This is a genomic window from Brucella oryzae, from assembly GCF_041929965.1.
Lineage (GTDB): Bacteria > Pseudomonadota > Alphaproteobacteria > Rhizobiales > Rhizobiaceae > Brucella > Brucella oryzae.
In genome coordinates this window covers 21,977-35,022 of sequence record NZ_JBHEEO010000015.1, presented here as the reverse complement: position 1 = coordinate 35,022, position 13,046 = coordinate 21,977, and the positions used below count along the sequence as shown (strand labels likewise).

Here is a 13,046-nt window from a genome sequence, read left to right as displayed (position 1 = left end):
GGCACCGCCTGCGCCAATTGTGCGGTCCAAAACCGGTTCCCGCTTTTGAAAGATATACTTTAACGCAGAATATCCGAAAGACGCTTCTGTTCTTTTTCGACGCGCTCGAGATTGAGGCCCGCCAGAAGATCGAGAATATGGGTTTTCATCAAGGCCGCGGCATCCTCGCTCCTGTGCGTCTCAATCGCATCGACCAGCGCATGATGCGCGTCGCTCTGGCAGGTCGTCTCGCGCCGTTCCCAATAGAGCGAAATGATGAGCGAGGAACGCGGCAGCAGATCGCCGACGAAACCCGCCAGGATCGAGTGTCCCGAAATCTCGGCCAGATGCGTGTGAAAAAGCGCCGACAGCATGATCGCCTCGCTGTCGCGTCCGGCATGAAGCGCTTCATGCTCGTCGTGAAGATGCTGTCGCAGTTGCCGGACCTGCTCGGGCTTGATGACCGTTGCTGCAAGCGAAGCCACTTGGGGCTCGATCAGCAAGCGTGCCTCGAACACTTCGCGCGCTTCCTCACGCGACGGCTCGGCCACGAAGGCACCGCGATTGGGCTCCAGCCGCACGAGCCTGTCATGCGCCAGCGCCTGCAGCGCCGAGCGCACGAAAGCGCGGCTGACCGAATAGATCGACGCCAGCTCGTCCTCCGGCAGCTTCGTACCCGGAAGCAGACGATGGCTTACAACCGCTTCGCGCAAGCCGTTATAGACCGGAAGCCAGCGCGCATTGCCGCCATTTTGGTCTGTCGTGTTGGTTGCAGCCAGGTTCATCGTCATCCAATAAGAGCTGTTCGAAGGGTGAATGCGATCAGGCGATACAGCATCCGCAAATCCGCTATTTATTCCCTTACATATCGAACACAGGTCCGGCGAGTGTCAACAATGTCGCGAGTTCTGATACACAAGATTGCCCGCAATCCTTCATAACATCACCTTCAGCGGCCCGTTTTTCCGTAATTAATTAGATTTCAGGCGAAAAAGGTTCAAAAATACCTTGAAAGCCTTTCGTGCGCGGAAGTTGATAGCCGCCAAGCTTCGACGTCTTCAAGCCGAGTCCCACAAGGCTTTCACATAGCTTCACCGCGCAGGTCACGCCGTCGATGACCGGCAGGCCGTGCTCTCTTGAAAGAGAAGCAGCAAGATCGGCCATACCCGCGCAACCGAGCACGATCGCTTCGGCATGGTCTTCCCGGATCGCCTTCGCGATCTCGTTCGACACCTTGTTACGTGCGTCCGATCCCGGAATTTCGAGGTCGAGCACGGCCACGTCGCTGGCCCGCACACGGGAGCAGCGCGATATGAGACCATAGCGCGAAAGATTGTGTTCAATAGCAGGTACCGAACGCGACAATGTGGTGACGACGCTGAACTTTCCGGCAATCAGGCTTGCCATGTGAAAGGCCGCCTCGCCGATGCCGATCACCGGCATGGTTCCGGCGCAGCGCGCAGCGTCAAGGCCGGTATCGTCGAAACAGGCGATGACGCAGGCATCAGCAGTCGGGCGCTTCTGCATTTCCCCGATCATGCCGGGAATGGCAAAAACCTCATCGAAATATCCTTCGATGCTCGGCGGACCGTCGGCGGGATTGCTCGCGATGATTGTCGTACCGGCACCAGCCACGCTGCGCGCGGCTTCACCGATCTTATGCGTCATCGATGCAGTTGTATTGGGGTTGATGACAAGTATTTCCATTTTCCTCGAACCATCGAAATATTTGTTTTCGTTCTGGATGGTCCAGAGCGTCAGGAATGACGCTCTGCCTAGTCGTAGCTCAGGCGGTCAGATTTCCCCGCCCAGATAGAGTTTCTTGACCCGGTCGTCTGTCGCCAGTTCTTCCGAATTGCCGGACAGGACGATCTTTCCGGTCGTCAGGGCATAGGCGCGCTGCGAGATGCGTAAGGCCATGCGCGAATTCTGCTCGACCAGAAGAACGCTGACCTTTTCGTCGCGATTGATGGCTACGATGGAGCGGGCAATATCCTGCACCAGCTTGGGCGCGACGCCGAGCGACGGCTCATCCAACAGCAGGAGTTGCGGCTTGGCCATGAGCGCGCGGCCGATGACCAGCATCTGCTGCTCACCGCCGCTCATCGTGCCAGCGGCCTGCGAATAGCGCTCCTTCAGGCGCGGAAACCGCCCCAGAACCATCTCCAGCGTATTGGCGATATCCGCCTTGCTGGAGCGGGTGAACGCGCCCATCATGAGGTTGTCGCGCACGCTCATATAGGGAAAGACACGGCGGCCTTCCGGCACCATGGCAATCCCCATCCTGACGATCTCATCCGACCGCGTGCCGTCGATCCGGCGGCCCTCATAATGGATTTCGCCTTTGCGGATTTTTTTCAGCCCCGTGATCGCCCGCAGGATCGAGGATTTGCCCGCCCCGTTGGCGCCGATCAACGCGACCGTTTCTCCCTCCTGAACGCTCAGTGAAACACCTTTCAGCGCATAGACATGATCGTAATAGAGTTCGGCATCGGAAACTTTGAGAAGCTCTGCCATGGTCAATATCCAATCGTTTCGTCTTCTGCACCGAGATAGGCTTCGATCACCTTCTCGTTTTCCTGGATTTGCCTCGGCGTGCCTTCGGCGATCTTCTGCCCGAAATTGATGACAACGATCCGGTCGGAAATATTCATCACCGCCGGCATGTCGTGTTCCACCAGCAACACCGTCACGCCCCGGTCGCGAACGGCGCGCACCATTTCCACCGCCTTGACGGTTTCGTCGTGGTTCATCCCGGCAAAGGGTTCGTCCAGAAGCAGGATCTTCGGTTCCGTAGCGAGACCAATGGCGATGCCGAGCGCCCGCAAATGACCATGCGGCAGGTTTTGAGCCACCTCATCCCGCTGGCTCCACAGGCCCAGAAACTGCAGGATTTCGTCTGCCGAGCGTCCGAACTCCTCCTGATCCCGGCGCGCGAGGCCCGTCCCGACATAACAGCCGAGGAAACTCGCCTTGGCGCGCAGGTGGTGACCGACGATCACATTGTCGCGCACCGTCATGCCCTTGAAGATCGTCGTTTCCTGAAAGGTACGCACCACACCCTTTCGCGCCACGATATGCGGCGCCAGACCCGATATGCGCTCGCCCTTGAACCGGACCTCGCCGGTCGTGGGATTGAGGAATGATGCGATCAGCTTGAACAGCGTGGACTTGCCCGCGCCGTTCGGCCCGATGACCGACAGGATTTCCTTTTCCCGCACCGAGAAGGAGACATCGTTGACCGCAACCAGACCGCCGAAACGTTTGGTCAGGCTCCTGACTTCCAGAAGATCGCTCATGATCCAGCTCCCTTCTTTCCAGTCAGTCTGAGGCTGAGAAGTCCGTTAGGCAGGAACAGCATCAGGATGATGAGAACGCTGGAGAAGATGAGCAGCTGGAACTTGCCGGTCTGGAACAGGAAGTCCCAGCCGAAATAAAGAACGAAGGTTCCGATGATTGGGCCGAACACATAGCCGAGGCCGCCCAGGAAGCAGTTGAGCATGAAATTGACCGAATCCGTCACCGTGAAGCTCGACGGATAGATCGATTGCGAGATTGCAACGAACATCGCGCCGCCAAGCCCGCCGAGGAAGGACGAGATCGCATAGGCCAGCACGCGCAGATTGGTGATGTTGACGCCAATCGACGAGGCGAGCTCCTCATTTTGCTGCAACGACTGGCACAGTCCGCCGATACGCGAATGGATGAGGCGATAAAGTCCGGCGAAGCACAGCACCATCAGTACGATGGACACGAAATAGAAGGCTGCGCGCGGGTTCTGCAATGTTGCGAAATCCGGCAGGATCGTGAGGCCGAACAGCGATATGCCGCCCGGCATCGGAATGCTGACCATGCCCTTGGCGCCGTTGGTGATGGGCAGGGCCATTGCCAAAAGACGGGCAACTTCGGTCAGTACCAGCGTGACCATGGCGAAATAGACGCCGCGCAGCCGCAGGATCGGCAGGCCGATCAGGATACTGGCCAAGGCGCAGAACAGCGCGGCAATGGGCAGCGTCAGCCAGAAGGAGACGCCATATTTCACCATCAGGATAGCCGAAACATAGCCGCCCATGAGAGCATAGGCGCCCTGACCGATATTGATGCGACCAATATAGAAGGTGAGCCACACGCCGCTGCTGACGATGGAGAGAAGCGCCACGGAAGTCAGCGTGTAATAGAGGTCGTGCCGTCCGGTGGTTTCGATCAGGACCGGAATACCGATGAAGATCAGGGCCAGAAAGGCAGCGACGCCGATAAGCTTTGTTGTCTTTGTCATGATTGCCCCCTCAACCCCACGGCTTGCCCATGAGCCCGTTCGGACGGATGCTCAGGAACACCATCAATGCAGCGAAGATGACGAGATAAGTGATGTCGCCATAGGAGCGCAGAACAGTCAGGCCGACGGATTCCATCATGCCAAGGATGAAGCCACCGGCAATCGCCCCGCTGACGACGCCTGCACCGCCGATCATAACCATCATGAAAGCCTTGATGGATATGGCACCGCCGATGCCGGAATTGACACCGGTAATGGCGACCAGCAATCCACCGACCAGACCCGCAAGCATTGCCCCCAGCGCGAAGCCTATCATGGAATAACGGTCGACATTCACGCCCATCAACTGCGCGGCCACGCGGTCCTGGGCGAGCGCGCGCATCGCGCGACCGGGTTTTGTGTACTGCATAAAAAGAACGAAGGCAGCGATGAACACCACGGCAAGAACACCGATCAGGATGCGGTCGTAGGGCATTATCAACCAGTCGGACACGAAGACCCCATTGACGATCTTCGGCACGCCGCGCTGCTTTTCACCGAACAGAAGCAGGATCACCGCGTCGAGGAAAAAGGCGACTGCGGCAGCAAGAAGCATCGTGCTTTCATCGCGCAGACTTCGCTTGATGACCGGCCTGAAGAGAAATTTTTCGATCAGCGCACCGACGATCATCAATGTGACAGCGGAGGCCAGAAGAGCGACAACAAACGGCAGGCCGAGCTGCCCGTAAACCGTATAGGTGACGAAACCGCCCAGCACATACATCTGGCCGTGCGCAAAATTGAGGACGTTCATGAGCGCGAAGATCAGCGTCAGCCCCAACGCGATCAGTGCATATTGCGCACCCAGATATAGCCCATTGGCTATCACTTGTTCCATGAAGGCAGACTCCCTCGTGCGAAGCATCGGACAGGTTCAACGCCGGTCCAAAACTCCGTGACAGTTCCTGACTATTGGGAGGCCCGAAGCAGAAGGCCCCCTCCTCCGCTTCGGGCTGCTCAGGCTGATCGGTTAATCGACCTGGCCGACGAAAAGGGTTTCGAATTTGCCGTCTTTATATTCCGTCACAACCATCGGAATGCCGATCTGCCGCTTCTGCGTGAAGGACGAGGTGCCAACGTAGGTCAGCTTGGAGCCGTCGCCGTCACCCTTGACGAAAGGATTGGGCGCAGAGAACGTGTCCATGGTCTTCTTGAATTCCTCGACATTATCGACCGCCGCCGGATTGGCCTTCAGCGTCTCCACGATATATTCAAGCGCATAGACCTTGGTGTTGGACTCGTCGTTATATTCGCCGTAAGCCTTGGTATAACGGTCGACGAATTCCTTCATCACGTCCGATGCAATTTCCGGCGTGGAAGCGCCGCCCACCGAAATGAAGCCATTGGCGAGTTCGCCCGCACCTTCTTCCAGAACCTTGGCATCCTGCGCGGTTTCAGTGGAAATGAACCCCTGATAACCAAGCTCGCGCGCGGCGCGGATCAAAAGTGGCGCATTGCCCGGCGCGACGCCCGACAGAACCAGCAGGTCCGGCTTCTGCATGACGATCGGCGTCAGGACCGGCGTGAAATCGCGCGTATCGTTCTGATAGGCATCGTTGGTCGAGACAACTTCCAGACCGAGCGCCTTGGCGGCCTCGATGCCGCTGTCGCGCTGGCTGAGCGGATCGGATTCATTGGCCGCCACGAAGGCGACCGTCTTGATGCCATTGTTTTCCTTCAGATATTTATAGATCGCCGGACCCGATTGATAATTGGCGATCATGCCGAGAACGGCGTTGGATGCTGGCGGCGTATAAAGTTCTTTCGGGAAGGAATAGGGGAAATAGATGATGCCCTTGGCTTCGGCCACCGGGCGGACGGCGGCGGCGCCGTCATCGACATTCGGGCCGACCACGTAATGGACGCCTTCCTGCGCCATTTTTTCCATACCGGCGATGGCGCGCTTCGGGTCTTTCTGGTCGTCGAAGGTGACGATTTTGATTTTGTAGGTATCGTCGCCGATCTTTACTCCGCCCTGTTCGTTGAGCCAGTCGGCGCGAACCTGCATCGAACGGACATTGGATGTGCCCCAGGATGCAGCAGGGCCGCTGGTGACACCGACGAAACCGATCTTCAGCTCCTTGTCCGCAGCCTGGGAGGCCGATGCGGACATGAGCGCAAATAGAGAAACGGCGCCTAGCGCCGCAGTCTTAACAACTGCGCGTCTATTGATCATTTTAGTTCCCCTTACTTAGCTTTACCTTCCCTCATTTGGCGGGGAAAGAATATATTAAGCTAAACACGCAACCGAAATATTGTCAACAATCTGAATATTTTTAATAAACGATCTTGAGGCGATGCGTCGTCAATTCCGGGAAGCTTCGAAATAGAAAAAGGTGCGTCGGTTTCCGGCGCACCTCTTTGAAATGACAAACTGAAGAGGGGCTATAGCAAAACGCCCACACCGAGAAATCAGCCGCCGTTCACTAGCGCCAGAATGAGCTGCTGGACATTGCCGCCATTGCCCATCTCTATCCTGTCGAAAGCACGCCCTTGAGCGCGCTGAACGTCCACCATATCGGTGATTTCCTTGATCAGCACTTTGCGGATTTTCTGGCATTTCGGGTCGTTTGGAACCGACAGGCCGACGGTGCGGCGCACGATCTCGCGCGTCATGTCCTTGGCATGGTCGCCATGCACAAGCTCATGCTTGCGGATACCCGCATAGAACGTCTCCCAATGTTCCTTCACCGGGGAGGAAAGTTTCTGCGAGGGCTTTGGCAGCGTATAGGTGATCTTCAGTTTCGGCGTGGCCCACAGGATTGTGCAGGCATTGTTGGAGCGGTCGAACTGCCGGTCCCAGGTCAGCACATAGCTGGTATGGGCGATGACGCGTGTCTTGCCGCCGCCGATCTTCGGGCCGCGCTCACCAATGGATTCATAAAGTTCGGGACCGGTTTTCCCGGCAATGGCGTAGAACTTGATTTCCTCAACGGCTTTCCAGTTGTCTTCAGCAAGTGCGGGTGCCGCCACCACGAGTCCAAGTAATGCGAATGCTGCCGCTTTTTTCACGCTTGCCCCGATCCATCGATTTGCCATGATGATTTGCGGGCAAGCTACAATATCAGCGGACGATGCGTAAGCGCCTTTCCGGCAAAAAGCCCGCCCCGGTTTCCCGAGGCGGGCTCTTTTCAAACTGCGTCGTCAATCTTACTTTTCGATGGTGCGGTTCCAGCGGCTGTTGAGCTGCTGGCGACCTTCATTGACTGCATCCCAATCGAGCGTCTTGGCTGTTTTCATATAACCGTTGAAAGCGTCGAGCTTGGCCTGTGCATCCGGCGAGCCAGCCTTTGCCTTCTGGTTCGACGGGATGACATTGCCATGGTCGAGTGCCTTGCTCTGCGCATCGGCGGAAAGCAGATAGTGAGCGAGCTTCTGGCTCAGTTCCGGTTCACTGTTGCCAGCGAGCACGCATTCGGTCACGGCGAGGACGACGGAGCCTTCCTTCGGCTGCGCATATTCGACCGGAATGCCCTTGTCCTTCAGGTTGTTCACACCGGTTGGCGTCAGCGGGAAGATCGCTGCTTCGCCGGTCTGGACCATTTCCGAAATCTTGGCCGAAGACGGAATGAACTCCAGAACGTTCTTGCCGATCATGTCGGGGAACTTCTCAAAGCCCGGCTCGAGGTTCTTGTCGTCTCCGCCCTGAATGCGATTGAACATCAGGAAGGCGTGGAGGCCGAAAGTCGAGGCGGAAGCCGACTGGAACACGACGGCATTCGCATATTTTTCGTCGGCAAAGTCCATCCACGAGGTCGGAGCCGCCCAGCCCTTTTCGTCGAAAAGCTTCTTGTTATAGGCAATACCGGTCATGCCCATATCGACGCCGATTGCCATGTCGTCCTTCAGACGCGCGGCAGGCTGAATATCGGCCAAAACCGGATCGTCGGAAATTTTCTGGCAAAGGCCGGCATTGATCGCGCGAACCATCACGCCATCGTCCAGCAGCATGACATGCATCTGCGGATTGTCTTTCTGCGCGGTTGCCTTGGCGAGAATATCTGCCGAAGTGCCCGGTACGACGACAACCTTGACGTTGTTGGCCTTTTCGAATTCCGGCAGAACGTGCTCGGTGTAGGCGCGCTCCATATTGCCGCCATTCATGCCGATATAGAGCGTCCTGGTTTCAGCCGATGCGCCCGATACAAAAGCTGCCGACAGGCCGAGCGCCAATAGCGCGGTTTTCGTGATGTATTTCATGCTACTCCCCTTTGTGGTTTGAGTTCATATCGAACCGGTCGATGCGGAAGGTGTCGATCGGCGTTTCCGTCTCGCCGCGCACGGCGAGATCGCAAAGAATGGCGCCCACAGCCGGACCGGTCTGGAAACCGGCGCCGCAAAAGCCGAAGGCGTGAAAGAGGTTCTGGACCCGGCTGCTTGGTCCGATCACCGGATTATCGTCCGGCATTTCAGATTCAGTGCCGGACCAGAAACGGATAACCTGGGCATTTTTCAGATGCGGGAAAAGTTCGATTGCGCGCAGCATCACGGAGGAGGCCGCATTGACCGAAGGCCGTGAAAAATCCGGGTTCTCAAGCGGCGTGCCGCGCCCGCCGCCCATGACATAATTGCCGCGCGTGACCTGACGCCCGTAAAAACCGCCGCCCTCCTCGCCGAGGCTCATCGGCAGGCGAAGCGGCATCGGCTCGGTAACAACCATCGTCGGATAAATCCGCGTCAAGGGAACCGGCTCACCGAACGAGGCTGCAAACTGATCCGACCATGCACCGGCGCAATTGAACAGGAGGCGCGCGCGGATTTCGATGCCGTTTCCCGCCAGAACGGCAAACCCGTCGCCGGTTTCACGCGTTTCGATAACCGGTGTGTTTTCCAGCACCGTGGCTCCGGCAGCACGTGCCGCACGGGCAAAGGCAGGCGCAACCAGACGCGGATTGGCATGGCCGTCTTCGGCACAAAGCGAAGCACCTGCGACATCGCCCGGAAGCCATGGGAAACGTTCGCGCACGGCATTGCCGCCGATCAGCTCGACATCGAGCCCGAGCGGTTTGACTTTTTCTGCATAGGCTTCAAGCTTGGCGAAATGGGCTTCCGTCCGGGCGAGCTTCAGATGACCGCTGCGGATATATTCGCCATCGATACCGATCAGTTCCGGCAGACGCGCCCATAATTCATGCGAACGCTGTGCAAGCGGCAGCTGTTCCGGTGCGCGACCCTGTCTACGAACGCCGCCATAATTGACCCCGCTTGCCTGCGCGCCGCAAAAGCCCTTGTCGAGCAGGATGACCGACAGACCGGCCTGCCGCATGAAAAGCGCCGCCGAACCGCCAACAATCCCGCCGCCAATAATCACCGCATCCGCCTGAAGACGCCTTGTCATGACGAAGCGCCCTCCCTCGCCGGAGCGCCAAAGCCAAGCGGGATCGGCTTGACGGGTGCCTGGGCGCGAATGCGCCCCGCTTCGGCAGGTGTCTTGTCCTGCATCGACGCCAGAATTTCTGCCGCGGCAGCGCTACACATACGCCCCTGACAGCGCCCCATGCCGACGCGGGTAAGCGCCTTGAGCCGGTTGATCTCGCGCACGTCACCGTTACTGATGGCCGCCAGCGCGTCGCGCACCGCAATTTCTTCGCAACGGCAAAGCGGCACATCGCCAGCAATCGCGTCGAACCAGTCGCGCGGGAACGGGAAAGCTTTTTCGACGATCAGGCGCTCGCGATAGATATGATCGAGCTTCGCAAGAAGCACGCGTTCCTTGCCTTCGTCAAACGGCAGGCCCCTGTCGCGCAGCAGGGCAATCGCGGCCAGTTTCCCGCGAATTTCGGCAGCATCCGCACCGGCAATGCCCGCGCCGTCACCCGCTACATAGACACCGATGCGGCTCGTGCGGCCAAGCCTGTCTGCTGCAGGAAGCCATGCGCGGTCGCGCTCTTCAAAGCGGAATTCGCAACCGGCGAGATCGGCAAGCTGGGTTTCAGGACGCAGCGCAAAACCATAAGCCAGCGCATCGCACTGAGCCTCGCGAACACGTTTGCCGGTACGATAGCGAATGGCTTCGACATGGCCGTCGCCCAGAACTTCTTCGGGACGCACATTATAATGGATCGGCACGCCGCCAAGTTTGAGACGCAGGCCGTAATAAGCGCCGAGCGCCACGATACGCGGCGCATAAAGCGCCAGATGCACCAGATGAAATTTCGACGTGAAAGGCGCCGTGTCCAGAACAGCTGCGACCTTGGCGCCTGCATGATGATACTGCCAGGCCACCAGATAGAGCAGCGGGCCCGAACCCATGAACACCACGCGCTCGCCGACCGTGCAGCCTTGCGCCTTCAATGCCGTCTGCGACGCGCCGAGCGTATAAACGCCGGGCTTGGTCCAGCCTTTGAACGGCAGAACCCGATCGGTAGCACCGGTCGCCAAAATGAGATGGCTATATGGCAACTGGCTATGCGCGCCCTTGCTCAGGAGATCGAGACGATCACCATCATTCCGGGTGATATTCCAGACCAGCGTTTCCGGACGGTAATCGATTGCGCCGCGCAACGCGTCAAAAGTCTTGTGAAGCGCTTCGGCCTTATGCGCCTCCGAACCATAACGCGCTTTATAGCTGCGGCCATCATCGAAAGGCGGGCGGCGATAAATCTGGCCACCTGAACGAAAGCCTTCATCGAGAACAATGGGCTTCAGACCCGCCTTGACCAGCGTTTCGGCAGCGCGAATGCCAGCGGGACCAGCGCCGACGATAACCGGATTGAGCAACGCGCTCATCGTGCCGGCTCCGTCACAAATGCCATGCCGTCTTCCAGAAGCGTGGTGCAGGCGCGAAGCTTGTGGCCCTCGAGCGTCATGACATGACAATCCTGACACGCGCCGATCAGGCAGAAGCCCGCACGCGGCTCGCCGGTGAATTCGGTATGACGCAGCTTTCCCTGCACCGAGAGAATGGCGGTCAACACGGTATCGCCACGGCGCCCCTCGAAGGGCACGCCGTCAAGCGAGAAGCTGATCGGCTGCTCAGTCAGCCGATATCGTCTGCGGAACTGAGCCGCCGAAGGGGAGGAAACCGGAATTGTCATGGTCTGCCTGCTCAGCCCTTGCCCACCAGTAGCCGGTCGAGACCGAACATGCGGTCGATGATAATCATGGTCACAGTGGCAACGAGGATCATCAGGGCCGAAACCGCCGCCATCATCGGGTCGATGGATTCGCTGGCATACATATACATGCGCACCGGCAGGGTGACCGTGGACGGCGAGGTGACGAAGATCGACATGGTGAGTTCGTCGAACGAATTGATGAAGGCAAGCAGCCAGCCGCCCGACAGCCCCGGTAAAAGCAATGGCAGGGTGATGCGGCGGAACACGGTCCATTCACCCGCCCCCAGCGTGCGTGCCGCGTTTTCCGCATTGCGATCCATGCTGCCGAGCGAGGCGAGGATAAGGCGCAGCGCATAGGGCGTGACGACAATCGAATGTGCAGCCACCAGCCAGACGAAGGAGCCGGTAAAGCCCATCAGCGAGAACAGGCGCAGGAACGCGACGCCCAGAACCAGATGCGGAATGATGAGCGGCGACAGGAAAAGCGCGTTCAGCGCATCGCGGCCACGGAAATTATACTGCGCGATCGCCAGTCCCGAAGGCACGGCCAGAAGCGTGGAAATCGTTGCCGAGAAGAAGGCAAGCTGCACGCTGTTATAGAACGAGGTCATGAAATCGTTGTGCGCGAACACGGCCTCGAACCAGCGCAGCGACAGGCCCGCATTTGGGCCGCTCCACGGCATGGTCAAGGTGTTTTCCGGCGTGAAAGCCACCAGACACACCACAACCATCGGCGCCAGCATGAAGATGACGATCAGCGTATGAAAGAAAAGGGCGAAAGGACCGTTCTTTGTCATGGCGGTTATCCCAGCTTCTTTCTCGCCTGCCCTTCGAGCATGCGATTATAGGCAATCATGATAATGAGATTGGCGACCAGAACGATGATGGCGATGGCAGCACCCAGCGGCCAGTTCAGCTCGATCAGGAATTCGTCATAAACGACGGTTGCCGCCATCTTGAGACGGCGTCCGCCAAGCAGGCCCGGAATGGCAAAGGAGCTGGCTGAAAGCGCAAACACGATGAGACTACCCGACAGGATGCCAAGGACTGCCTGCGGAAACACCACGCGGCGAAGCGCGGTCAGGCGTGAAGCACCAAGCGTCAGCGCTGCGGCTTCCACCGACGGATCAAGCTTCTGCAGCACGGTCCAGACCGGGATCACCATGAATGGCAGCATGATATGCACAAGGCCGATGACGATGGCCGTCTCGCTGTAAAGGATTTGCGTCGTCGGCAGGCCGACCATGTCGAGCACGCTGTTTACCAGGCCATTGCGGCCGAGCAACATGCTCCAGCCGAATGTGCGCACTACGACCGAAACCAGAAGCGGGCCGATGATGACCAGAAGGAAGATCGAGCGCCAGGGCTTGCGCATGTTGGACAGAATATAGGCTTCCGGTACACCGATCAGTACGGTGATGACGGTTGTGATCAATGCCAGTTTGAGCGTGCGCCAGAAGATCGAAAGATAATAAGGATCTTTGAGAACCTGCGCATAATTGGCAAGCGAATAGACGTTCTCGATGCCCTTGTCATAGCTGTAGCTGTTGAAGGAAAGCAGCACGGTAAGGCCGAGCGGCAGCAGCACCAGCGCGAAGAACAGAAGCGTCGACGGTCCGACCAGAAAGAGCGGTGTCAGATCGCGCCTTTGCTTTGGTGCGGCGGATGTATCCTGTGCGGTGACGGCCGACATG

General features: G+C 58.3%; 14 protein-coding genes. All 14 read right to left on the bottom strand.

Annotation, left to right across the window (positions count from 1 at the left end; all coding sequences use genetic code 11):
- Positions 1-59: 59 nt before the first annotated feature.
- On the bottom strand, positions 60-764 hold the full coding sequence (locus tag JNC70_RS15525; protein ID WP_104755360.1) for a GntR family transcriptional regulator: 705 nt from the start codon (positions 762-764) through the stop codon (positions 60-62).
- A gap of 190 nt (positions 765-954) precedes the next feature.
- Complete coding sequence (locus JNC70_RS15520) at positions 955-1,686, bottom strand: aspartate/glutamate racemase family protein (RefSeq protein ID WP_104755361.1); 732 nt, start codon at positions 1,684-1,686, stop codon at positions 955-957.
- 87 nt (positions 1,687-1,773) lie between these two features.
- A complete protein-coding gene (locus tag JNC70_RS15515; RefSeq protein ID WP_104755362.1) occupies positions 1,774-2,496 on the bottom strand; it encodes an ABC transporter ATP-binding protein in 723 nt (240 codons plus the stop codon).
- Positions 2,497-2,498: 2 nt separating this feature from the next.
- Complete coding sequence (locus JNC70_RS15510) at positions 2,499-3,278, bottom strand: ABC transporter ATP-binding protein (protein ID WP_104755363.1); 780 nt, start codon at positions 3,276-3,278, stop codon at positions 2,499-2,501.
- Positions 3,275-4,255 (bottom strand): branched-chain amino acid ABC transporter permease, encoded by a 981-nt coding sequence (locus JNC70_RS15505; RefSeq protein WP_104755364.1) that lies wholly within the window; start codon positions 4,253-4,255, stop codon positions 3,275-3,277. The genes JNC70_RS15510 and JNC70_RS15505 overlap by 4 nt, the downstream gene beginning before the upstream one ends.
- Before the next feature lie 10 nt (positions 4,256-4,265).
- Entirely contained in the window at positions 4,266-5,132 is an 867-nt protein-coding gene (locus JNC70_RS15500; RefSeq protein WP_061347536.1) for a branched-chain amino acid ABC transporter permease, read from the bottom strand.
- Positions 5,133-5,264: 132 nt separating this feature from the next.
- Positions 5,265-6,470, bottom strand: a complete 1,206-nt coding sequence (locus JNC70_RS15495) for an ABC transporter substrate-binding protein (RefSeq protein ID WP_104755365.1) — start codon at positions 6,468-6,470, stop codon at positions 5,265-5,267.
- A 236-nt stretch (positions 6,471-6,706) separates the two neighbouring features.
- Entirely contained in the window at positions 6,707-7,306 is a 600-nt protein-coding gene (locus JNC70_RS15490) for a DUF922 domain-containing Zn-dependent protease (protein WP_104755394.1), read from the bottom strand.
- 138 nt (positions 7,307-7,444) lie between these two features.
- On the bottom strand, positions 7,445-8,494 hold the full coding sequence (locus JNC70_RS15485; RefSeq protein WP_104755366.1) for an ABC transporter substrate-binding protein: 1,050 nt from the start codon (positions 8,492-8,494) through the stop codon (positions 7,445-7,447).
- A 1-nt stretch (position 8,495) separates the two neighbouring features.
- On the bottom strand, positions 8,496-9,632 hold the full coding sequence (locus JNC70_RS15480; protein ID WP_104755367.1) for an NAD(P)/FAD-dependent oxidoreductase: 1,137 nt from the start codon (positions 9,630-9,632) through the stop codon (positions 8,496-8,498).
- Entirely contained in the window at positions 9,629-11,023 is a 1,395-nt protein-coding gene (locus JNC70_RS15475; RefSeq protein ID WP_104755368.1) for an FAD/NAD(P)-dependent oxidoreductase, read from the bottom strand. Before JNC70_RS15475 ends, JNC70_RS15480 begins: the two co-directional genes overlap by 4 nt.
- Positions 11,020-11,331: a (2Fe-2S)-binding protein gene (locus JNC70_RS15470; protein WP_104755369.1), complete on the bottom strand. Its 312-nt coding sequence runs from the start codon at positions 11,329-11,331 to the stop codon at positions 11,020-11,022. The genes JNC70_RS15475 and JNC70_RS15470 overlap by 4 nt, the downstream gene beginning before the upstream one ends.
- An 11-nt stretch (positions 11,332-11,342) precedes the next feature.
- Positions 11,343-12,149 carry an ABC transporter permease gene (locus tag JNC70_RS15465; protein WP_104755370.1) on the bottom strand — a complete coding sequence of 269 codons (807 nt, stop codon included), beginning with the start codon at positions 12,147-12,149 and terminating at the stop codon, positions 11,343-11,345.
- Positions 12,150-12,154: 5 nt separating this feature from the next.
- Positions 12,155-13,045 (bottom strand): ABC transporter permease, encoded by an 891-nt coding sequence (locus tag JNC70_RS15460; RefSeq protein ID WP_104755371.1) that lies wholly within the window; start codon positions 13,043-13,045, stop codon positions 12,155-12,157.
- Position 13,046: the final 1 nt, after the last annotated feature.

What these genes read in the sequence shown, in the direction of transcription:
- JNC70_RS15525 (WP_104755360.1), bottom strand. Translation starts at nt 764, where the DNA reads ATGAACCTGGCTGCAACCAACACGACAGACCAAAATGGCGGCAATGCG.
- JNC70_RS15520 (WP_104755361.1), bottom strand. Translation starts at nt 1,686, where the DNA reads ATGGAAATACTTGTCATCAACCCCAATACAACTGCATCGATGACGCAT.
- JNC70_RS15515 (WP_104755362.1), bottom strand. Translation starts at nt 2,496, where the DNA reads ATGGCAGAGCTTCTCAAAGTTTCCGATGCCGAACTCTATTACGATCAT.
- JNC70_RS15510 (WP_104755363.1), bottom strand. Translation starts at nt 3,278, where the DNA reads ATGAGCGATCTTCTGGAAGTCAGGAGCCTGACCAAACGTTTCGGCGGT.
- JNC70_RS15505 (WP_104755364.1), bottom strand. Translation starts at nt 4,255, where the DNA reads ATGACAAAGACAACAAAGCTTATCGGCGTCGCTGCCTTTCTGGCCCTG.
- JNC70_RS15500 (WP_061347536.1), bottom strand. Translation starts at nt 5,132, where the DNA reads ATGGAACAAGTGATAGCCAATGGGCTATATCTGGGTGCGCAATATGCA.
- JNC70_RS15495 (WP_104755365.1), bottom strand. Translation starts at nt 6,470, where the DNA reads ATGATCAATAGACGCGCAGTTGTTAAGACTGCGGCGCTAGGCGCCGTT.
- JNC70_RS15485 (WP_104755366.1), bottom strand. Translation starts at nt 8,494, where the DNA reads ATGAAATACATCACGAAAACCGCGCTATTGGCGCTCGGCCTGTCGGCA.
- JNC70_RS15480 (WP_104755367.1), bottom strand. Translation starts at nt 9,632, where the DNA reads ATGACAAGGCGTCTTCAGGCGGATGCGGTGATTATTGGCGGCGGGATT.
- JNC70_RS15475 (WP_104755368.1), bottom strand. Translation starts at nt 11,023, where the DNA reads ATGAGCGCGTTGCTCAATCCGGTTATCGTCGGCGCTGGTCCCGCTGGC.
- JNC70_RS15470 (WP_104755369.1), bottom strand. Translation starts at nt 11,331, where the DNA reads ATGACAATTCCGGTTTCCTCCCCTTCGGCGGCTCAGTTCCGCAGACGA.
- JNC70_RS15465 (WP_104755370.1), bottom strand. Translation starts at nt 12,149, where the DNA reads ATGACAAAGAACGGTCCTTTCGCCCTTTTCTTTCATACGCTGATCGTC.
- JNC70_RS15460 (WP_104755371.1), bottom strand. Translation starts at nt 13,045, where the DNA reads ATGTCGGCCGTCACCGCACAGGATACATCCGCCGCACCAAAGCAAAGG.